The sequence below is a fragment of the Methanothermobacter sp. THM-1 genome, assembly GCF_009914355.1.
GTDB lineage: Archaea > Methanobacteriota > Methanobacteria > Methanobacteriales > Methanothermobacteraceae > Methanothermobacter > Methanothermobacter wolfei.
The window spans coordinates 350,629-370,000 of sequence record NZ_CP044013.1 but is presented as its reverse complement, the minus strand read 5'-3'; the positions used below and the strand labels follow the sequence as shown (position 1 = coordinate 370,000).

The following is a 19,372-nucleotide window of genomic DNA, read 5'->3' as shown; positions in this document are numbered from 1 at the left end:
AATTCATGAAAATAATCAGATTAAACGCCGGGGACGGGATTTGAACCCGCGAGATCCAAAGGATCATTGGCTTAGCAGGCCAACGCCGTACCAGACTGGGCCACCCCGGCCTTGAGTTAATCTATCTGTGTTCCCTGTTATAAATTTTTCCTTCAATAAATAGTTTGCCCTTAATGAATGGGCACGTCCAGGGGTTGACTGGCCTTCCATTCGCCGGTGATCCTGAAGACCAGCTCCACCCCGTTAATCCACAAGCATCGGCTGTCCATGGTAGAGCTGCTCCTTTCCAGGCCTGACCCGTTCCCATGGCTAAGATGGTTTACCCTGACCCTCCAGTCAGGGCCCCATCACCACCAATCCTGTGGGACGAGGCTTCGACACCAGCCTCCAGGGCCGGCGAACGGTTAGCCAGCCGTCCCCTGAACTTCGACCGCGCCGTATAGGGGATTTGCGCTTACAGAGGACCCCTAACCCTCCAGTCTAGCCCATTCTATTCATTGGATAAACTGGTATTTTAATGTTTCCCTGGTAAAGACAATCATATGAACAATATCAGCCACCTAAAAGAGACTTGACTGATGAGATATGTAATTTTAATCCTTAAACAGAACCAATAGTTCAGTGTACTTCCAGTAACAGCACATCCCTCATCCATGAGAACAGAATTATAATACGGGATCCAATAATAATTTATGGATACCTTGATGATCATAAGTGTTGTTTTAAGTCTTTACATGGCATTCAACCTTGCTGCAAATGATATAGGTAACTCTGTGGGTACCGCTGTGGGGAGCGGCTCCCTGAAAATGAGAAGGGCTCTCCTGATTGGTGGCATATTTGTCCTTATAGGTGCCCTCTTCTTTGGAGGTAATGTAATAAAGACAATCAGTGAGGGGATAATTCCCGCTGGCCTTTTCAGTGCACGTGCAGCCCTTGTGGTTGTCTTAACCTCTTCGATCTGGATAACCTTCACGTTAATGAAAAAAATACCGGTTTCAGGTTCTGATGCCATTGTGAGCTCAGTCCTTGGAACCGGGATAGCGAGTATTGGGCTAAGCAACATCAGGGTTGATGTCCTTGGATTCATAGTTCTAAGCTGGGTTTTATCTCCCATCCTGGGTTTTTTATCGGGATTTATAATCTATTATTCTCTTAGAACCATTTTACTTAAACCCGCCAATAATATCGGCTTCAGGGATCGTCTTGAAAAGGTCTTTTCGTATCTGCAGATTTTCAGCTCAGCGTTCTCAGCCCTTAACCTCGGCGCCCTTGACATAGCCGTTGCAACGGGTGTGGTATTTGCAGCTGGAGGTTTCGGTGGAAATGAAATCCGTTTGCTGGGTGCTGCAGGCCTCCTGACCGGGATACTCATTGCAGGTAATCGGGTTACAGAAACAGTTGGGAGAAGAATAACCGATCTTACACCCAGCAGGGGCTTCTCAGCCCAGATGGCTGCAGCTACTGTTGTATATTTATTTCTGGGTTATGGTATGCCCATATCCCCCACGCAGACCCTCGTTGGATCCGTGATAGGTGTTGGGATTGCCCATGGAACATCAACCGTCAAATATGATGTTATAAAGGATATAGCCTATACCTGGATCGTAACCATACCTGTATGCCTTGTTATGGCAGCGGCCATCTATACACTGACAGGTATCCTATGATACCCTCCTAAGGGAAGGCAGTCAAGTTAAGGACCACGAAGACCGATACAGGTATCCTCTGATACCATCTCAAGGATCATGCACCGTACCATGATCCCTCAAAACCAGGGAATCATATATCTCTGAGGGCCCTTATTATGTCCCCATCAGAGATGATGCCCATCATTTTTCCATCCTTTACCACAACAAGCTGGTTGATGATACCATCATCAGCGTATTCATTCATTTTTTCAATGGCATCTGCAAGGGTTTCTGATGGCTCCACAGTCGCAACATCCTTAACCATAACCTCACCGACTGTTGTTCCAAGTTCATAGTTGTCAAGTATGAGGTTATGGCCGAGATCCGATGCCGTGACAATCCCAACAAGCTCATCATCCTCAATTACTGGAAGTGCACTTATCCTGTGCTTCATCAGTTTTTCGAATGCGAACACGACATCTTCAGATGGTTCGACAGTTATAACATCATCTGTCATCACTTCTCCAATACTAATCTCATTCAGTTTCTTCAGCAACCTCTCTGCCTCCTTTAACACTGGTTTTTGTGAGTGATTTTATGATCGAATCAATCGTCGTAACAACATCTATGTTTTCGATGACAGGCACATTGTGTTTCTTTGCCTGACTCTCAATGTATCTGTGGATTCTTCTAATGGCCCAGAAGTAACTTATATACCTCTTCAAGGGCCTCCTGGCCCACATCTGCCTGCAGCGGGAATAGAATCTGCCCTTATGTATGTTCTCATCCGAAACTGTCAGGACAAACATTGCAACGTTTTCCTTGTTAACAAGATCCTCCCTTATGAAACCGGGCACTATGTGGACTCCTTCAATAACTATGCTTATGCCCTCTGTAAGGGCCCTCTCAATTACAGCCTCAACACCTATACTTACACTGTCAACATGGTCCCTGAAGCCTATGAGCACCTCGTCCAGTTCGGGTGGTGGGGGTATGCGCAGGGACTGGTATGCCGTGTAGCTGGATTCATAGATTGATGGGAGAAGTTCCCTTGAGACTATCTTACGCATAACCTCCCTTATCATGTCGGTACTTATCATGTTCCTTATGCCAAGACGGTTTGCCACCTCAAAGGCGATGGATGATGTTCCAACACCTGAAGCACCGCCTATAAGTATTATGAGGGGCTCCTTGCACTGTCTTATCCGTCTCCAGAGCATGTATTTCTCTACGACCTCAGGGTCCTCCTCCTTGAGGTGCCTTGATACAACCTCAACGAGTTCATCTATTGTGATAAGATCGACCTTCTTCTTTTTAAGGTGAGCCTCTATCATTGAAGCGAAGGTGTATGCCTTGTTGGGATCCATTTCTGCTCTGGTCAGTGAACGTGCCAGCACACCCTTTGAGAAGGGTTCTGTGTATTTTTTTCCGCTTACCTCTCCCTGAACCATTATCATTTTTACTCACCTCAAAAAGAGTCCGGTAATAATCTGAAATCAGAGTTTTATATATTTAACTGGACTTAAGGTTGCATCTTTAGAGGGACCTTCAACCCCTGCCATGGTTCTATACATTTAACTGGACTTAAGGTCCAGGATTTCGGCCGTCACAGAGCCGTCTTCTGAAATTTCAATAAGGGCTGCTCTTCCATCTGAGAGCTGTCCCGGGTTTACGATGACCGTCCTCCCAATTCTGTCCACCCCTGGAGATTCATGTATATGTCCGCAGATATTGACACATGGCTCATGTTTTTCTATTATATTCCGTACAGCGGTGCTTCCCACGTTATCGCCTGATGGTATCCTGTCAACTTCCGTGGCGTGGGGTGGTGCATGGGTTACAAGTATGGAGATCTCATCATTCATGCCGGGCAGGAGGTTATCCAGCTCCCTCTGGATCTCATCCTCACTGAATTCAAAGGGTGTGTTGAATGGTGTGGGATTGGATCCCCCGAGACCGCAGATCCTCATGTTCTTTATGTTAAGAGCCCTTGCATGGAGGTTAAGGGCCTTTGAATTTTCTATCTTCTCCAGGGTGCCGTGGGGATCACAGTTCCCTGGCACTGCCAGAACCGGTATATTGTGGGATGCCAGGTCATTAAGCAGTTCCTCAACAAGTTCGGAAGGCCCGAAGTTTGTTATGTCCCCTGCAACGACTATCAGGTCCACCCTGTTGTTTCTGAGGTACCTGTGGAGTTCCGGGATTCCTGAGCCATGGAGATCACTAACAGCAAGGATTTTCATTTGAATTCCCTCCTTTTATTCCCTGAAAAAGGAGCCTATCTCTTTCAAACCCTTCTTTATATCCTCTGAATCGCCGTAAACAGCTATGAGGTCATCTTCTTCAAATTCTATTATCAGGCTGTGGGTTTCGGCGATGTCCTGAACCCTGTCTTCTGCAAGGGGTTCCTTAAGATGTACCCTTGCTGCTGCAAATCCTGGTGGAGCACCCACAATGAACCTGGATTTTGTTTCGGGTGGTTTATGGACTTCCTCTCCGCGCGCGGCTCTCTTCAATTTTTCAATCCATTCCCCTGGATAGTCAGGATCAAGGTTCTCGGCAAGGTCAAGGAGCTCTTCTTGAATTGAGTTCAGCATGTCATTTATCCTTTTAAGCTCCTTAATCATTTCAGGGTTTTCTGTGTCTGTCTTGTAAAAGTTTATTGATGTCCTGACAAGTCTTATGTCCTCTGTTACAGATACCGGGACTTCCACGTCCCTCTTTCTCAGGTCAGTTAAAAGTTCAACAAGCACAAACCATGTCTGTTCAACAGGGAGTGTCATAGGTGTCCTTCCAGAATTTTTAGGGTTGTGTGGTTTATCTTAGCACCTGCTTCTTCAAGTTCCCGGCGAATTTCATCTACGCTGCTGTATGAGTCCAAGAAGAGTACATGATTACTCTGGGTGCCCTTTATGGATATTATGGCTATCTCATCGTCATCTGATAACTTCTTTTTTTCAAGGCCTGCCTTATAGTCCACAAACGGGCGGAATTCTTCAGGAAGATCCTTCAGGGTGAATATTCCCTTTAAGGTAGCTATAAACAAAAAAACACCTCAAAAAATTTATTTACGGGAGATGGTGCTCCCTCTAAAAATGAATAAACTGGTTTATCCGCTTCCAGGTGCAAGGCGGTCGAGTTCCTCTAGTTTTTCAAGGCACTCGTCTACACATACCTGGTGTGCGTCAACCACAAGGTCCTCCTTCGGAAGACCCATTGCAAGTCCAAGGAGCTGTGCCAGGTGAAGCACGGGGATGTCGAATTCTTCGCCGAATTTGTCCTTGATTTCCATCTGTCCAACGTCAAACTGTAGGTGGCAGAATGGGCAGACGTTCACTATGGCGTCGACACCTGCTTCCTTCATGTTGGTGAGTTTTTCCCTTGTGAAGTCAAGGGCAACGTCAAGGTCCCTTGATCTTACTCCACCACCGGCACCGCAGCACATCATCTTGTCTTTGTAGTCAATGGATTTTGCGCCGGTAACCTCGACGATTTCATCGAGGATTGTTGGTCTTTCAGGGTTGTCTATGTTTATTTCGTCGCTTGGTTTGAGGAAGTGGCATCCGTAGTGCACTGCCACGTTAAGGTTGAGTGGTTTTTCAACTATCTCTGCGAGTTTGTCAAGGCCCACATCGTTGTAGAGGACTTCTGCAAGGTGTCTTACGTTGACTTCGCCCTTGTATTCCCTTCCTGCTTCTTTGAGGATCTCGTTGATCTTTGCCTTCATTTCCTCGTCTTCTTTGAGGAGGTGGTTTGTTTCGAAGAGTGAACCGAAGCATCCGTTACATTCTGTCATGATGTCCATGCCCATGTCTTCGGCGATTGTTATGTTCCTTGCTGCTATTGCAGCCCATGTGGTCTTGTCGAATGACCCGAATACACCGGGTGCCGGGCAGCAGGATGCTCCTTCCATGTCCTTGAGTTCTATTCCGAGTTTTTCAAACAGCACCCTTGTTGCCTTTTCAATTCCAGGGTACCTGTTGTTCATGATACATCCTAAAAAGTATGCGATTTCCATTTCAATGCCTCCTTATTCAAGTTCACCTGTTTCCCAGTTGTATCCTATTAACTGGTCAAAGCCTGTTGCCTTGATGATCTTCTGGACCTCTTCGAGGGCTTCAGGGAACTGATGTGTTGTTGGTGGTAGTTCTCCAAGACCAACAGCCTTCCTTAATTCCATTGTGGCATCGTTTATTGGCACGCCGTGACCTGTTTTTATAACGAAGGATCCGACTGCCTTGTGGGCCGGTGCCATGAATCCTGCCTTAGCTGCCTCGTTCCTTGCAAGTTTCACGACGTCCACGATTTTAACCTTACGGGGACATCTTTCCTGGCAGGAGTAGCAGGTTGTGCACATCCAGAGTGTTGGGTCTGCTATTATTTCATCCTTTAATCCCACGTTTGCCTTTCTTATTATCTGACGCACCCTGTAGGGTGTTCTCCTTCCGGATGGGCAGGATCCTGTGCAGGTACCGCACTGGAAACAGTATTCAAGGCTGTCTCCACCGGCTTCCTTTATTTTTTCAGAGAATTCCTTGTCAATATTACCCTTTCTGATTATGTTTTCTTCTCGCTCTAGTAGGGTCATTATACCACTCCTTTCACCTTTATCCTCTTCCTCTGATTCATCCTCAGAAGTTTCTGATTCATCTTCAGAAGAGGGTTCGTCCTCAACAATCTCCTCGGTTTCATCGGAGGTTCCTTCAGTTTCTTCAGACTTAACATCCTCACCTGCAGACTCCTCTGATTCATGAACATCAGCAGCCCCTGAAGGTTCCTGAACACCAGGAACATCGACTGCGTCATCTACGGGTTCTGCAGGTTCCGGAGGTTTTTCTGAAGTTTTTTCAGGTTGAGGTTTTTCACTTTTCTCAGCTGGTTCGGTTGTAGTCTCAGTCTTCTCTGCTTCACTGTCCTCTTCCTTCTTTTCACCCATCAGGATTTCTTTTAGGCGCTTTAGAACTGACATTGTTTCTCACCCTGAAAGATCGCTGGTTTGTTAAACCTCAGATTTTTCTTATTAGACTGTGACCCTTATGGATATATAAAGATTCCTAAAAATTGCCAAAGTGTAACCTTTTAGGTGACACAAATGGTTAGTAATTCCGCAGACTAACCTAATCAGCAGACGGTGTTAAGATGAAGGTTGATGACTACCAGATAAAAATCCATGATGGACCTGCAAGGTACGGGATGGTCGGAGGTGCGGAGACACCCCTCCTCCTTAAACATGAAGAGATGGAAATTGCAGAATATGAGACACTCCCCTACAGCATCCCCCGGGAGCTTGCAGAATGGGGTGTTGCCGAAACCCTGAGGATGGCTTCAGGCTCAGATGCAGAATATGCATTCATCCATGGCTCAATGTACAGGGACCTCAGGGTAAAATGTGCCCTTGAACTTGAAGATCTTGGTTTCAGGAGACTCATAGTGGCAAACATGGATGAACTTCTGCAGAGGCCCAGGGACCTCGTTGAAACTGTCACATCACTCCGTGAGGCCCTTAAACCCGACACACTCCTCTGTTCAACATTTTCACACCCTGCATTCATTCCCCTCCTTGCCTACATGGGGATGGATATATTTTCCGATGCCCTGGCAGAGTTCTACGGAAGGTTAAACGTGTTCCTTACAGAGACACATACCTACCCCCTCAATGAGTACCGTTTATATGAAATGGGCGCTGAAGAACTTGTGGAGGAGAACAGGAGGACCCTTAACCTTGTCATTAGAGAGGTCCGTGAACGTATAAAGAAGGGGACCCTGAGGAACCTTGTTGAGGAGCGCGCCGCATCATCCCCTGTGAACATGTCAGCCCTCAGGATACTTGACCATGAAAAACAGGATTTTCTCCAGAAATACACCCAGCTCTACTGAATTATCCTGAAAAAATCCCTGAGGCCCCACCCACCGTCCGAAAAAATACACCCGGCTCTACTGAGATCATCCTCAGGGAACAGGCGATGCAATGATCATGTAATGGTAGGGGCCCGCATCAAGGACATCACGTACATTGAATCCATGCTCCTCAAGTATCTCCCTGACCCGGTCCTCAGATAGCCTTATATCCATAGGGGGTCCTGGAGTATCGGGTATCCTCTTGAAGTCAACGATTGCAAGTTTACCATCCCCCCTGAGGAGCCTCCTTATCTCAGCCATGAGGGGTTCGACCTCATCATTGGCCACCGTACCATGGAAGACATTTGCCATGAAGTAGAGGTCAACCGTTGAATCATCAATGGGCATTTTCCGGGTTATATCAGCAACTAGAGGTGTTATATTCGTCCTGTCCCCTATCCTGGCCTTAAGTTTCTCAACTGATTCAGGGTAGATGTCAACTGCAATGACCATCCCTCCGTCACCAACCACCCCTGATGCCTCAATTGAAATGAATCCATCTCCACAGCCAGCATCAAGGAAGGTGTCTCCACTTCCAAGTGGCAGGAGCTTCATAAGATCCTCTGCATCAATAAGGTCCCTTGTTGATTTTCCTGCATGGACATGGCCCATTACTTCACCTCCCCTAAGTTTATACCCTGTATCATGGGACTCCCTGTGAATCCCCTGAAGGATATATAGGGAGGGAGAGAGATATAATACTGTGGTGTTTTTTATGATTGATAAGATGGAGCTCACCATGACAAATGGAACGGTTCATCACTTCAGGAGGGGTGAATTCGGGGTGGAGGCCATAATGGTTGATAAGGATAAATGCTTCATAAAGGTTAGTTTTAAAGAGAGAGAATTCGGAAAAAGGGAGATGATCATACCCCTCCAGAATGTTGAAAAATGCGACTACATCATCAAATAATTGAAATAAGGGGTTCGCTGGTGTTTAAAGTATCATCCCCTTAACAAGATCCTCGGGGCTCCCGCAACCTCCACCAGGTACTCTGCCTCCACGAAGTGAAGTCCCGCCGGGATAACAAGGCAGTGGAGAGGATCCCCTAAGTCCTCATCAATGAGGTCCATTATACGGTCAGCCCTCACAAGAGGTTCCTCTGAACCAGCCCTTGCAATTACAACTGCAAGGGTGTCCCCCCCGATGGTGTCATCATCCAGTTCCCCTGATGCCTTCATCAGATAACTGAGGCCCTCATTTGCAGTCATGTACCTCTCCCTGTGGGCTTGTATATCCAGGAGGACAAGGGAATGGGAGCTGTTTTCAAGGTTAGCCCTGATGTTAAGGTAGGGGGAGAGGGGGAAGTAGTTATCCTCTGTGAAGGGTATGGTTATTATCCTCCCGAACTTGTAGGCCTGGAGCCCTGCAAGGCCTGGTGCTGCTGAGATTATCGATGATGAATGGATCACCCTTGTCTCAATACCCCTCCTCCTGGCATCCACCAGAATCTCCGTGTGTGTTGTGGCAATCAGGGGGTCCCCGGGGACAAGGAGGGCTACATCAACCTCCTCAGCCCTCTGAAGGGGTACCCTGTCCTCCTCAACCTCTTCCCTCCTCAGGACCCTTACATCCTTCCCTGTTAATCTTTCAATCGCCGAGAGGCTGGAGCCCTGAAGCATTGCAGTGTAAAATTCTGCGTAGACCTCATGGCAGCCTTTAACTGCTTCAAGTCCCTTCAGCGATATGTCCCTTTCATCGTAAAGTCCAAGTCCAATTATGTAGAGCATATATAAGACCTCTCATGATGGTGTAAGTAAATTTAACCCAAACAGCGGCAGATCTCCTTCCAAGGGGGAGCCGAAAATTTTTACATCAGTTATAATAGTAAATGTACTGATATATTATCCTTGCAGTAACCGGGCGGGTATGGAGAACACTGAACCTCAGGTAATTTTACAGCCTTTCCATACTTACAGCACCGGGAGTATGGGAAAACACTGAACCCAAAAAGGTCCCCTGCAGTTCCTGCAGATGGTGAATATCAGCGGACAGACAGCATCAGCCCCCCCCTTAAGTTAAACAGGGGGTTAAAGGGGCTGCGGGAAGATTCATGGGGGCCAGAAAGCCATGGTTTTCCCGTGATCATACCGAAATTAGAGGCAATAAGCGAGAGGGAAGTTCTCATTATGAAGGGATTGAAGGTTCCGAAGAAGATGGCCAATGAAATAATAAAGCTTCTTGTTGAATCATCGGTGATTAACCGGGACTACAGGATCAGGAGGGATGATGAACACGTCTACATACCCATCCTGGAAGATGCCGATGTCCCTGAAATTGATGGTGTGACAGTCATAGATGATTCCTTTGATGAAAGTAAAAGGTCGCCGAGGAGTTTTATTGACATACTCAGGGATGAAATTCCAGCTGAACTCCTTGAATCCATAAGGAGGTCCTTTGATATCATAGGGGATGTTGTGATCGTTGAGATACCCTATGAACTTGAGGATTACAGGTTCAGAATCGGGGAGGCCGTGCTTGAGTTCACAGGGAGAAGGGCCGTTTACATGAAGAGGGGGAGTGTAAGCGGCGTTGTGAGGACAAGGGAACTTGAGCTCATCGCAGGGGAGCCTGTATCCGAGACTGTCCACAGGGAGTACGGTAGCAGGATCCTTGTTGATGTCAAGAAGGTTTATTTCAGTCCCAGGCTGGCCAATGAAAGGGAGATTGTGGCGGGTCAGGTCAGGGATGGTGAAGTTGTCCTTGACATGTTTGCAGGGGCGGGGCCCTTTGCCGTTGCCATTACAAGGCACGGAAGGGCCTCAAAGGTGTATGCTGTAGACATAAACCCTGACGCGGTCCATTACATCAGAAAGAACGCGGAGATCAACCCCGGAGGGGACCGTATAGTTGCCATTGAGGGTGACGTCAGGGAGTTCCTGAGGGGAAGGGAGTCCTTCGCAGACCACGTTATCATGAACCTCCCCGGGACGGCCTGCGAGTTCCTTGATGATGCCGTGAGGGCTGTGAAGGATGGCGGGATAATACATTACTATGAATTCGCACGGGACTTTGAAACTCCCATGAAGCGTCTCAGTAAGGCCGCTGAACCCTTCAGTGTGGAATTTATTGATAAAAGAAGGGTGAAGTCAAGAAGCCCGGGGGTATGGCATATGGGAATTGATGCCAGAATAAAGAAAACTGAGAAATGAAAACACCATACAGGGATTAATTAAAAGATGGAGAAATAAAACCCCAACACAGGGAATTGATGCAAATAAAGAAGAGAAAGACCACTATAATGGATCAATAATACCATTCTCTGTTATTATCCCGGTTATGAGGTCTGATGGGACTATGTCAAAGGCCGGGTTGATGGCCCTGGTGCCCTGTGGCGCGATCCTGCAGCCGCCATAATACAGGACCTCTGAGGGATCCCTCTCCTCTATCTCAACATCGTAGATGGAATTTTCCCTGTCAAAGGTGCTGAGGGGTGCTGCAACATAGAAAGGAACCTCGAAGCGTTTTGCTGCAAGGGCGACCATCAGGGATCCTATTTTATTCGCCACCCCGCCGGTGGCAACACGATCAGCACCTATTATGACCTTGTCTATCCTTCCTGTCTGCATGAGGTACCCTGCAGCGACATCAGCAATGAGCCTGACGGGTATGCCCTCCTGCTGCATCTCCCAGACACTTAAACGTGCTCCCTGTCCAACGGGGCGTGTTTCATCACATATTACGGTTATATTCTTTCTCTGATCCCTTGCAGCCCTGACAACGCCCAGTGCTGTCCCGTAATCAACACAGGCAAGTGCACCTGCATTGCAGTGTGTCAGGATGGTGTCACCGTCATCAATGACCCCTGCTCCGTGTCTTCCTATTGCCATGTTCGTCTCCACATCCTCCCTGTACATCCTTAGGGCCTCCTCAAGGGGGGATTCAGAGTTCATGGCACGGTCAACAGCCCAGAACAGGTTGACTGCTGTTGGACGGGACGCCTTTATCTCATCTGCGGCCCTGGCGGTATCTTCTCCTGCCAGGTGGGCAAGTGCAACCCCAAAGGCTGCTGAAACACCGATGGCTGGAGCGCCCCTCACCACCATCTCCTTTATTGCGTATATCACGTCCCTGTACGTCCTGCATTCGAAGTATTCAAGGGAATCCGGGAGTTTTCTCTGATCTATAAGTACAAGCTTTCCGTCCTTCCATTCAAGGGTCTTCACCGTTACTCACCCAGGGGCTTCAATTTATCAGTAGTGGCTTGCTGGTGTCATGTCAAGGTGTTTGTCCGCGCCCTTTTTGCCGGGTATTCCATAGGCATCTGCACGGCACTGTGTGCAGGCCCGGAAGACGGGTATTATCTTCTCAACCTCTCCCCTGACCCTTTCAATCTGTTCACAGGTGGGTCTCGGGTAGTCCTTCATCTCCCCCATGGGTATGAGGGGTATTATGTTCATGAGGGATGCTCCCCTCCTTTTAACCTCCCTTGCAATGTCAACTATGTGTTCATCGTTGAGGCCTGGTATGAGGACGCTGTTGACCTTAACTATTACTCCCCTTTCGGCGAGTTTTTCAATACCCTCAAGCTGGTTCCTTGAGAGTACCTCAAAGGCTTCCCTTCCACGGTAGACCTTACCCCCGTAGATGACGAAGGAGTAGATCTTCTCGCCTATTTCAGGGTCAACCGCATTCACGGTTACCGTGACCGTGTTAACCCCCATCTCGGCAATTTCATCTGCCTTGTCAGGTAAAAGCAGCCCGTTCGTGCTCATACATTTAAGGAGGTCGGGGAACTCCTTGCTGGCCTTCTTGAAGAACTCGAAGGTTTCTTCATTTGCAAGGGCATCACCTGGCCCGGCAACCCCAATCACACTGATTGGCATCTCTGATCTGACCTTCTTTACATGTTCCACCGCGTCATCAGCCGTCATTACCCTTGCAGCGACGCCGGGGCGCATTTCACACTCATTTATGTCCCTTGTGCAGAATTTGCAGTGTATGTTACAGCGTGGAGCGATTGGCAGGTGGATTCTACCCACCTTATCATGTATTTTTTCATTGAAGCAGGGGTGAGCCTTTGTTATATGGGCAAACCTTGTCTGTCTCGGATTTGCGGGCATTAGGGGTGCCTCCTGATAGGTTTTACTGATATCATAATCTTCACCTTTTCGAGAAGTTCAGCTTCTCATATCCTTAATTATCTCCCTGGCCTTCATTATCCATTCATCCCTTATTGTCTCATCGGTGCATACCATGGCGATTATGCCATCCTCTGAGAGGTCCCTTATAACACGGAATCCCTCAGGTATTATCCGGAATATGGCGTCGTAGACCTTCTTGCGGAGGTTCATGGAGGGGTCATGGATTATCATGCCGCTTATATCTGATACAGGATCCTCAACCACAACCTCAAACCTTGATGGCTGGCGGACCCTTCCACGACCCTGTGTCTCCCATAACTTCTCCAGGAGCTCCGGCAGATATGTTTCATCCTTTATTCTCAGGTGAATTGCCCCTGTGGCTTTATCGGTTTCTGGTTCAGCCATGTCCTCAAGGTATACGGGTTCGGATGCCCTCTGGGTTTTAACCGCTATTATGAAGACGGGTCCCCTTGGATCCGCCCACACCCTGAGATCCTCCACTGACCTTACAAGCTGAAGGTCCTGGAGCACCTGTCTGGCGATTATTTCATAGACCGCAGCACCCTCGGGGTCATAACACTCAACCTTTATTCCCATCTGCTACCCCTCACCGGCTCCTCTCATTCCTGAAACAAGGAGGGCTGCGCCAACTGCTCCGATGTGCTGTGAGTACGGCGGTACTATCACATCGATCCCGCCGAGGATTTCGCTGACTGCACTTACAAGGCCCTCTATGAGGGATGTTCCTCCAACCTGTATGAGGGGTTCCCTCACGTCTATCTCCTGGAGCTGCTGCTCATAGACCTGTTCCGCCACAGAGTGGCATGCTGCAGCTGCGGCGTCCTCCCTTGATGTTCCTGCTGCCAGGGCCGTTACAAGGTCCTGTATACCGAATACTATACAGTAACTGTTAAGGAGGGCCTTCTTGTAGTCCCCCTTCATGGCCAGGCTTCCAAGTTCATCGATTTCAACCCCGAGCCTCCTGGCGGTTATCTCAAGGAAACGGCCCGATGCACCTGCACAGATACCTCCCATGGTGAAGTTGTCGGGTATGCCATCGTTGACCGTTATGACCTTATTGTCCATCCCACCTATGTCAAGGACCGTTGCCTCACCCTTCTGGTGGTCTGCAAGGAACACTGCCCCCTTTGAGTTAACACTGAGTTCCTCCTGTATGAGGTCTGCATTGTAGTGCTTTCCTATTGTGAGCCTCCCGTAGCCTGTGACGCCTATCCCTTCAAGGTCCTTCATCTGATAACCTGTTCCTGTCAGGGCCTCCTCTATTCCCTTCTCTGCTGACCCCAGCACATCCGTTGTTGGAACCCATCCGGTGCCTATAACCTCATTGTCCTCCATGAGGACCACCTTGGTTGTGGTTGAACCCGAGTCAATGCCCAGGGTCAGGCCCTCCTGTTTTTCCCTTGCAAGTATGCTCTTCCTTGCAACTATTGTTGCCAGTGCCTCCATTCGTATGAACAGCTCATCGGCCTTTGTCCGTTCTGTGAATGAATAGGTTACGACGGGCAGTCTCGTGTTCTGCTGTATGAATCTCCTTATCTCGTTCCTGACAAGGGCCCCCTCAGCGCATCTGAAACAGGTTGCTATGAAGACCGCGTCTGCATCTGTTTTACCCTCCACAAGGGACATCGCCCTTGCTATCATGAGTCTTATGCTTGAACTGGCGCAGTTGAATCCGAACTTTTCATAGGCCTCGTCTATGTAATCAAGGTCAGCCTCGGGGATCACTATCTCGGCGCCGAAGGTGCTTGCCGCCTTCTCTATTTCCTTCTGAACACCACTGTAGTCGGTTCCGCATGATATCTGGGCTATTTTAACCATTTTTAGCCTCCAGTTCATCAAGGAATTTGTTTATCCTGTTAACGACCTCTATCGTCTCCTCACGTGTTGTGGGATACTTGAGTTCGAGGGTTGGTATCCCCTTCTTACGCAGGTGGAAGACGCATAATTCATTGGTCCGTGCGCATCCGATGCATCCGAACCCGAAGGGTGCTTCCTCCATTATTATGGCTGCGTCTGCCTCCTCAATGAGCGGTCCGAAGATTGACATCCTCCCCCTGACTCCTGAGGGGACCTCTATGGCGGCGTACTTCAGGCCCTTTATGGGGTCCTCCTCTGTTATGTTGAAGGGTGGTGAATCTATCTCCGGATCGGTGACCTTCTTTTTTATCTCCTTCTGGATCACCAGGGGCTCATGTCCCCTTCTCTCAACAAGATCAGCCAGTATGAGTGAATTTGGTGGGAATATGGCTATCTTCAATAGAACTCCCCCCTGTCAACATCCTCGGGTCTTCTGGCTATTTCAACCATGTCTGTGAAGAGGCCCTTGGTGACGTCCACTATGCCTACGGCGCAGATCACCTCACCCTTCTCCTTGAGGGGGACCACGATCACTGGTGTGCCTTTGTAGGGGCCGCTTTCAGGTGTCTCACGTGCTATTTCCCCTGATTCAAGGACCTTTTCAAGGACTGGTCCGGTGTAGCTGTCATCCACCACCTTACCGTCCTCTATTCTGAGTCCAGGGGAATTTTTACTCCTTATTGTGAGGGGGAGGCGATTTACGAGTTCATGTATGCACATTCCAAGGTCCCTCAGTTCATCTCCACCTGATGATGCTGTTATTTTCATTTTATCAGTCCTCAACATTCTCCTTTGATTTTTTTCTTTCTTCTGCTATCATCCGGAATTCTTCTACCGGGACTTTGCCCTTCCTCTTTACGGTGACCTCAGCCGGTCTTTCTAGGGCTTCGCTTACATGGCCCAGGAGTTTGAATTCCTTCTCAAGCTGGTGGTATCCTTCACGGGCAGCGCCCCTGTGTCCCCTGCATCTCCTCGGGTCCCCTGGTGGGAATCCCCTCTCCTTGGTGAATATGTTGGCCGGGTCGATGCTCCTTATTTTTTCAATGGCTTCCCTAACGTCTTCTGTGTTTCCATGGATGAGGGCGCCGTAGCATGTTGATTTTATTGTAAGGGGAAGGCCGAGGAGGTGCAGTTTCTGGACAAGTTCAGATGAGCTGATACTTGCAGATGGGCTCAGGATTATCATCCTGGTTGAAGTTTCATCATTTTTTTCTTTCTCTGACATAAACCGTGTCCCCCTCCTTGAATTTTTCCACATTCTTAATGCCCCTTGTGATCCTGCCTATTATGTTGGTGCCGTTGAAGGGCTCCCCTGTGGGGCCGTATTCATCGTTGTCCTCAAGCCTCACACCAACCATTCCGATGTGTCTTCTTGACATGTTTGTTATGCCTATCTCCCCCTTCTTCACGCAGCCTTCAGGTGTGTTTTCAGGTACCAGACCCTTTGCCATTGACTTTTCACCCTCAAACATCACGACCTTCATCCCGGGGAAGGCGAAGTGCACCTTCATGGATCCTATTGGTGTGTCCAGGAGGCCCGTCATCCTCCTGAAGTACCATGAGGATCTCGGAGCCTGTGGATCCATCTCTATCTCAATGATCCTTTCAGGGTCTATGCCCACTGTTTTAACCTTTCCTTCCCTGAGTATTTCCATGGTGTATGCTGGGTCCTGGGCAACGACTATGGCTTCATCGTCCATGAGGCCTTCCCTTACCTGCTCTATACCGTAACTGCTGAGGTATTCCTCTGCTTCCTTCTGGGTCATTGAGACCGTCATTATCCTTCCGGGTTCGCTCTGGATGGTGATGCTGTCCCCTTCACCGGCTATGTCCACGAGTTCCATGCCCTCTGTAACATTCCCTATTATGTTATGGGATGGTGTTGAAACCCTGTCCTCCCTGTAGATGTAGACCCTTCCGGCTCCCCTACCTGTGTTTCGGAGCGTTACCGTGCCCCTCTTCCTTTTATCTATCCTTTCAGGGTCCTTCTTTATTCCCTGTAGTGAGTAGAACCCTATAAAGGAGTTTGCCTCATAGTCAACCCTTAATTTACCATCCTCCAACATTGTGAAGAAGTGTTCAACCGACTGGGGTGAATCCATTGATGCCTTAACCTTCACATAGGTGAATAACTGGTTACCGTCCTCAAGGGGTGTCTGGAGGTCGGTTACCGCGGCACTCTTCACTATGCTCCTTCTCTTAACAACAGGTTCCACGGATTTTATAACGTCTTCATCGGTTAATCTTTCAAGGGTTCTTCTTCCACCGGTTATCCTTGCAAAAACACCCCTGTTTTCATCTGGTGCACCGTAGACTGCCCTGTGATCCTCCTTTGAGAGTATTATATGGGTTGAATCCGGACTGAAACCTGAAAGGCTTATTACAACCTCGTTTTCATCGTAGCTGAACTCCTTCCTTGTTGGTTCAAGGTCTGTCTTCAGGGGGCCCATTGAAACCTCAGATGGGGTGGTCCATCTTATACGCAGATTTTCAAGTTTTCTGTAGATCCGTCTCCAGGTATCCACAAGTAGGGGTGCTTCATCTGGCAGGACCTCTATAAGGACACTTCCTGCTGTTGTCCTGATCCTGTAGGTGTCTATGGTCTCTTCAAGCTCCTGGGTACCCTTTATTACCCCTACAAGGGTCCTCTCCATGTGGGGTGCATCTGTGGCCCTTATTGCATCCTCAACGGTTGATCCATCCGGAAGCTCAACCTCAACTCCATTAACCTTAACTAACATCAGGTCTCCCCCATGATTTTTCTTCAGTCACACCCATTATCCTCTCCCTTTCAAGGTCAAAGAGCACTCCCTCCTCATCACCTGATCTTAGATAGAGTTTTCTTTCACCTATTATTTCACCCGCATCTGATGCCTCTATTCCCACGGATTCCAGGAGCTCCATGCATTCAGCCACCCTTTCCTCCTGTGCTGTGAGTACAAAACCTGAACCAGGGTACATCCTGAGCCAGTCCACCCAGTCCACTGAACTGTTCCTGGGGATGGATTCCATCTCAACCCTTGCCCCCACCTCCGATGCTTCAAGGAGCATTCCAAGGGTCCCCAGGGTCCCCGGGTTGCTTATATCCTTTCCTGCTGTTACAAGACCCCTTTCAGCAATCAAGGCCATTATCTCTATCTGGGCCTGCACATCCTCCGGTGTCTTGTGTGTTGTTGTATCCCAGTTTAGGGGGAAGGATGGGTGTGGCCTTCCATCAAGGTCTATCCCTATTATAACCCTGTCGCCGGGGCGGGCATCACAGCTTGTTATTATGGCATCCTCAGGGGCTATTCCTGCAATTGAAACATCCAAGGCATCGTAGGGTGTGTCGGGGTGGACGTGTCCCCCCACCATCGGAACCCCGAACTTCTCTGCACCGTCCCTTATGCCCTCCATTACACTGTAACAGGTCTCCCTGCTGTTTATTGAGAGGACGTTAACCATCCCTATGGGTTTACCCCCCATTGCTGCAATGTCATTCACGTTAACCAGCACCGAGCAGTAGCCGGCCCAGTATGGGTCCGATTCAAGCAGCCGCCCCCATATCCCGTCGGCTGCAAGTAGAAGAAGTTTTCCATCACCAATCCTTATGGCGGATGCGTCGTCGTCAAATCCAAGGTAGGTGTTGCCTGAAACATTGTATGCGTCGTTTAAAATAGAAACTATGTTCCTTATGGGTCGCTTCCTTGTTACACCCTCAAAATTCTTAAGGGAATGGATGATATAATCTAAATCCAATTCCACACCTCTTTTTATCGATTCAGGTGGATCTTATAGTGTAGCTGGCACCTATATTATCTATAATCTGTAGGAGATCCCTTTTAAAACTTTCCACATCTTCAGTTTCAAGGCTGTCTCTGCCCCTGAAGAGTTCCTCATGTATTTTCTTACCGACTATATCGTCCCATCCGCCTTCAAATTCTATTATCAATGAGCCCAGGCACCTGAAGCCCTCCCTTACCACCCTGTCTATGTCGCCATCGGTGATGCCTATTATGGGTACATCGAATCTGTAGAGGATATCCGCGGCTACAAGGGTGGTGTCATCGCCAACGGTCACGACGAGGTCGGAGCTGTGAAGCCGGTATATGTCCTCGGCTGCATGGTTCAGGAATGATACCCTGAATTTTTTCTTTTCTTTTTCCCTCCTTTTAACCTTCCTTGGTTTTACACTCGCCCTCCTGAGGAGTCCTGTCTTTACTACGGCTTCGCTGAGGTTTATCCTTCCAAGTTTTTCAACACCGTGCTCCTTTATCCTGCCCCCGATTATCTCTGTGATTACACCGTCCTCTGCCACCAGGGTGACCTCATCTGATGTTGAAACCCCTACAACGATGCCGTTGACAAAGATGTTCTCATTCTCAGAGACCCCCACAAGTCTGCGGTATTCTGTGCCGTTGGACTCCGTGTCCCTGCAGGGTTCGTCATGGAAGAGTTCACGGCATATCTCATCAGGATCTACGAGTTCCAGGTGGAGTTCCCTGGCAATTTCCCCTGCAAGTTCATGCACGGATTCTGTCCAGGGTACAACGCTTCCATCATCCTCACCTGGTCTCTCTATCTGGATGAGATCTGGTTTCCTCTTTGATCTTCTGAACACCTTGTATCCGAATCCATGCCCTGTCACACGGGATTTTCCATAGTTCATGAGGACGACAAGGTCAGCGCCCTCCTCTGCGAAGAGGTCCGCTGATTCGCTTGGTAGTCTCTTTTCTGATATGTCTATGGTGTCCTCAAGGTGGGCGTCGTAGACAGCGGTTCTGCCCATGGTTCCGCCGAGCCTTGCCCTTACTTCACCGTATTTTTTGAGGAACTCTATGAGTTCCGCTGCATAGCCAGAGTCCACTATCTGTGGTCCGTGCACAACCACGCCTATCTTCATA

Annotated in this window: 23 protein-coding genes, 1 tRNA gene and 1 other RNA gene; 4 read left to right on the top strand and 21 right to left on the bottom strand. The window is 48.6% G+C overall.

All coding sequences use genetic code 11. The features are described from left to right. Window positions 1-25: 25 nt before the first annotated feature. Together FZP57_RS01975 and ffs are read right to left on the bottom strand one after the other, a co-directional pair. A tRNA-Ser gene (locus FZP57_RS01975) sits at window positions 26-110 on the bottom strand. 65 nt (window positions 111-175) lie between these two features. Continuing rightward, window positions 176-491: signal recognition particle sRNA (ffs, locus tag FZP57_RS01970), an RNA gene on the bottom strand. A gap of 213 nt (window positions 492-704) precedes the next feature. Here ffs and FZP57_RS01965 point away from each other — a divergent pair. Further along, window positions 705-1,667, top strand: a complete 963-nt coding sequence (locus FZP57_RS01965) for an inorganic phosphate transporter (protein ID WP_315901941.1) — start codon at window positions 705-707, stop codon at window positions 1,665-1,667. A 112-nt stretch (window positions 1,668-1,779) separates the two neighbouring features. Here FZP57_RS01965 and FZP57_RS01960 read toward each other — a convergent pair whose 3' ends face one another. The 7 genes from FZP57_RS01960 to hdrC form a co-directional block, all read right to left on the bottom strand. Continuing rightward, window positions 1,780-2,145: a CBS domain-containing protein gene (locus FZP57_RS01960; protein WP_074359707.1), complete on the bottom strand. Its 366-nt coding sequence runs from the start codon at window positions 2,143-2,145 to the stop codon at window positions 1,780-1,782. Between the two features lie 19 nt (window positions 2,146-2,164). Beyond that, a complete protein-coding gene (locus FZP57_RS01955; protein ID WP_074358536.1) occupies window positions 2,165-3,085 on the bottom strand; it encodes a 2-phosphoglycerate kinase in 921 nt (306 codons plus the stop codon). A gap of 117 nt (window positions 3,086-3,202) precedes the next feature. Next, window positions 3,203-3,871 carry a metallophosphoesterase gene (locus tag FZP57_RS01950; RefSeq protein WP_074358535.1) on the bottom strand — a complete coding sequence of 223 codons (669 nt, stop codon included), beginning with the start codon at window positions 3,869-3,871 and terminating at the stop codon, window positions 3,203-3,205. A gap of 15 nt (window positions 3,872-3,886) precedes the next feature. Beyond that, entirely contained in the window at window positions 3,887-4,411 is a 525-nt protein-coding gene (locus tag FZP57_RS01945) for a DUF2096 domain-containing protein (RefSeq protein WP_191216377.1), read from the bottom strand. Beyond that, window positions 4,408-4,674, bottom strand: coding sequence for a DUF749 domain-containing protein (locus tag FZP57_RS01940; RefSeq protein ID WP_074358533.1), 267 nt, complete (start codon window positions 4,672-4,674; stop codon window positions 4,408-4,410). The genes FZP57_RS01945 and FZP57_RS01940 overlap by 4 nt, the downstream gene beginning before the upstream one ends. A gap of 63 nt (window positions 4,675-4,737) precedes the next feature. After that, window positions 4,738-5,646: a CoB--CoM heterodisulfide reductase subunit B gene (hdrB, locus tag FZP57_RS01935; protein ID WP_074358532.1), complete on the bottom strand. Its 909-nt coding sequence runs from the start codon at window positions 5,644-5,646 to the stop codon at window positions 4,738-4,740. A gap of 12 nt (window positions 5,647-5,658) precedes the next feature. Beyond that, window positions 5,659-6,597 carry a CoB--CoM heterodisulfide reductase subunit C gene (hdrC, locus tag FZP57_RS09295; RefSeq protein ID WP_238337959.1) on the bottom strand — a complete coding sequence of 313 codons (939 nt, stop codon included), beginning with the start codon at window positions 6,595-6,597 and terminating at the stop codon, window positions 5,659-5,661. Window positions 6,598-6,767: 170 nt separating this feature from the next. Between hdrC and FZP57_RS01925 the strand changes: the two genes are divergently transcribed. Next, window positions 6,768-7,505, top strand: a complete 738-nt coding sequence (locus FZP57_RS01925; protein WP_074358530.1) for an archaeosine tRNA-ribosyltransferase — start codon at window positions 6,768-6,770, stop codon at window positions 7,503-7,505. 72 nt (window positions 7,506-7,577) lie between these two features. Here the strand turns inward: FZP57_RS01925 and FZP57_RS01920 are convergent, their stop codons facing one another. Further along, window positions 7,578-8,138 (bottom strand): class I SAM-dependent methyltransferase, encoded by a 561-nt coding sequence (locus FZP57_RS01920; RefSeq protein ID WP_074358529.1) that lies wholly within the window; start codon window positions 8,136-8,138, stop codon window positions 7,578-7,580. A 103-nt stretch (window positions 8,139-8,241) separates the two neighbouring features. Between FZP57_RS01920 and FZP57_RS01915 the strand changes: the two genes are divergently transcribed. Next, window positions 8,242-8,439 carry a hypothetical protein gene (locus tag FZP57_RS01915; RefSeq protein ID WP_191216376.1) on the top strand — a complete coding sequence of 66 codons (198 nt, stop codon included), beginning with the start codon at window positions 8,242-8,244 and terminating at the stop codon, window positions 8,437-8,439. A 32-nt stretch (window positions 8,440-8,471) separates the two neighbouring features. Here FZP57_RS01915 and dph5 read toward each other — a convergent pair whose 3' ends face one another. Continuing rightward, the gene (gene dph5, locus FZP57_RS01910; protein WP_191216375.1) at window positions 8,472-9,257 is read right to left on the bottom strand and encodes a diphthine synthase; all 786 of its coding nucleotides are present in this window, start codon (window positions 9,255-9,257) and stop codon (window positions 8,472-8,474) included. 399 nt (window positions 9,258-9,656) lie between these two features. Here dph5 and FZP57_RS01905 point away from each other — a divergent pair, with 399 nt between their 5' ends. Next, the gene (locus FZP57_RS01905) at window positions 9,657-10,679 is read left to right on the top strand and encodes a class I SAM-dependent methyltransferase family protein (RefSeq protein WP_074359706.1); all 1,023 of its coding nucleotides are present in this window, start codon (window positions 9,657-9,659) and stop codon (window positions 10,677-10,679) included. Between the two features lie 84 nt (window positions 10,680-10,763). On the opposite strand, the gene mtnA is transcribed toward FZP57_RS01905, so the two are convergent. Genes mtnA through FZP57_RS01855 form a run of 10 tightly spaced genes read right to left on the bottom strand, consistent with a single transcriptional unit; the run spans window position 10,764 to window position 19,371 of the window. Next, the gene (gene mtnA, locus FZP57_RS01900; RefSeq protein ID WP_191216374.1) at window positions 10,764-11,693 is read right to left on the bottom strand and encodes an S-methyl-5-thioribose-1-phosphate isomerase; all 930 of its coding nucleotides are present in this window, start codon (window positions 11,691-11,693) and stop codon (window positions 10,764-10,766) included. A 27-nt stretch (window positions 11,694-11,720) separates the two neighbouring features. Beyond that, on the bottom strand, window positions 11,721-12,590 hold the full coding sequence (nifB, locus tag FZP57_RS01895; protein WP_074358526.1) for a FeMo cofactor biosynthesis protein NifB: 870 nt from the start codon (window positions 12,588-12,590) through the stop codon (window positions 11,721-11,723). A gap of 57 nt (window positions 12,591-12,647) precedes the next feature. Then, the gene (locus FZP57_RS01890; RefSeq protein WP_084531139.1) at window positions 12,648-13,208 is read right to left on the bottom strand and encodes a methanogenesis marker 17 protein; all 561 of its coding nucleotides are present in this window, start codon (window positions 13,206-13,208) and stop codon (window positions 12,648-12,650) included. 3 nt (window positions 13,209-13,211) lie between these two features. Then, on the bottom strand, window positions 13,212-14,450 hold the full coding sequence (locus tag FZP57_RS01885; RefSeq protein WP_074358525.1) for a methanogenesis marker 15 protein: 1,239 nt from the start codon (window positions 14,448-14,450) through the stop codon (window positions 13,212-13,214). Further along, window positions 14,443-14,889: a methanogenesis marker 5 protein gene (locus FZP57_RS01880; RefSeq protein ID WP_074358524.1), complete on the bottom strand. Its 447-nt coding sequence runs from the start codon at window positions 14,887-14,889 to the stop codon at window positions 14,443-14,445. Before FZP57_RS01880 ends, FZP57_RS01885 begins: the two co-directional genes overlap by 8 nt. Continuing rightward, window positions 14,886-15,257 (bottom strand): DUF2111 domain-containing protein, encoded by a 372-nt coding sequence (locus FZP57_RS01875; protein WP_074359705.1) that lies wholly within the window; start codon window positions 15,255-15,257, stop codon window positions 14,886-14,888. The genes FZP57_RS01880 and FZP57_RS01875 overlap by 4 nt, the downstream gene beginning before the upstream one ends. A gap of 4 nt (window positions 15,258-15,261) precedes the next feature. Then, window positions 15,262-15,714 (bottom strand): methanogenesis marker 6 protein, encoded by a 453-nt coding sequence (locus tag FZP57_RS01870; protein ID WP_074358523.1) that lies wholly within the window; start codon window positions 15,712-15,714, stop codon window positions 15,262-15,264. Continuing rightward, window positions 15,692-17,230, bottom strand: a complete 1,539-nt coding sequence (locus tag FZP57_RS01865) for a methanogenesis marker 3 protein (RefSeq protein WP_074358522.1) — start codon at window positions 17,228-17,230, stop codon at window positions 15,692-15,694. The genes FZP57_RS01870 and FZP57_RS01865 overlap by 23 nt, the downstream gene beginning before the upstream one ends. Next, window positions 17,220-18,227 carry a methanogenesis marker 2 protein gene (locus FZP57_RS01860; protein ID WP_191216373.1) on the bottom strand — a complete coding sequence of 336 codons (1,008 nt, stop codon included), beginning with the start codon at window positions 18,225-18,227 and terminating at the stop codon, window positions 17,220-17,222. Before FZP57_RS01860 ends, FZP57_RS01865 begins: the two co-directional genes overlap by 11 nt. A 22-nt stretch (window positions 18,228-18,249) precedes the next feature. Further along, window positions 18,250-19,371, bottom strand: a complete 1,122-nt coding sequence (locus FZP57_RS01855; protein ID WP_074358520.1) for a DUF2117 domain-containing protein — start codon at window positions 19,369-19,371, stop codon at window positions 18,250-18,252. Window position 19,372 lies beyond the last annotated feature (1 nt).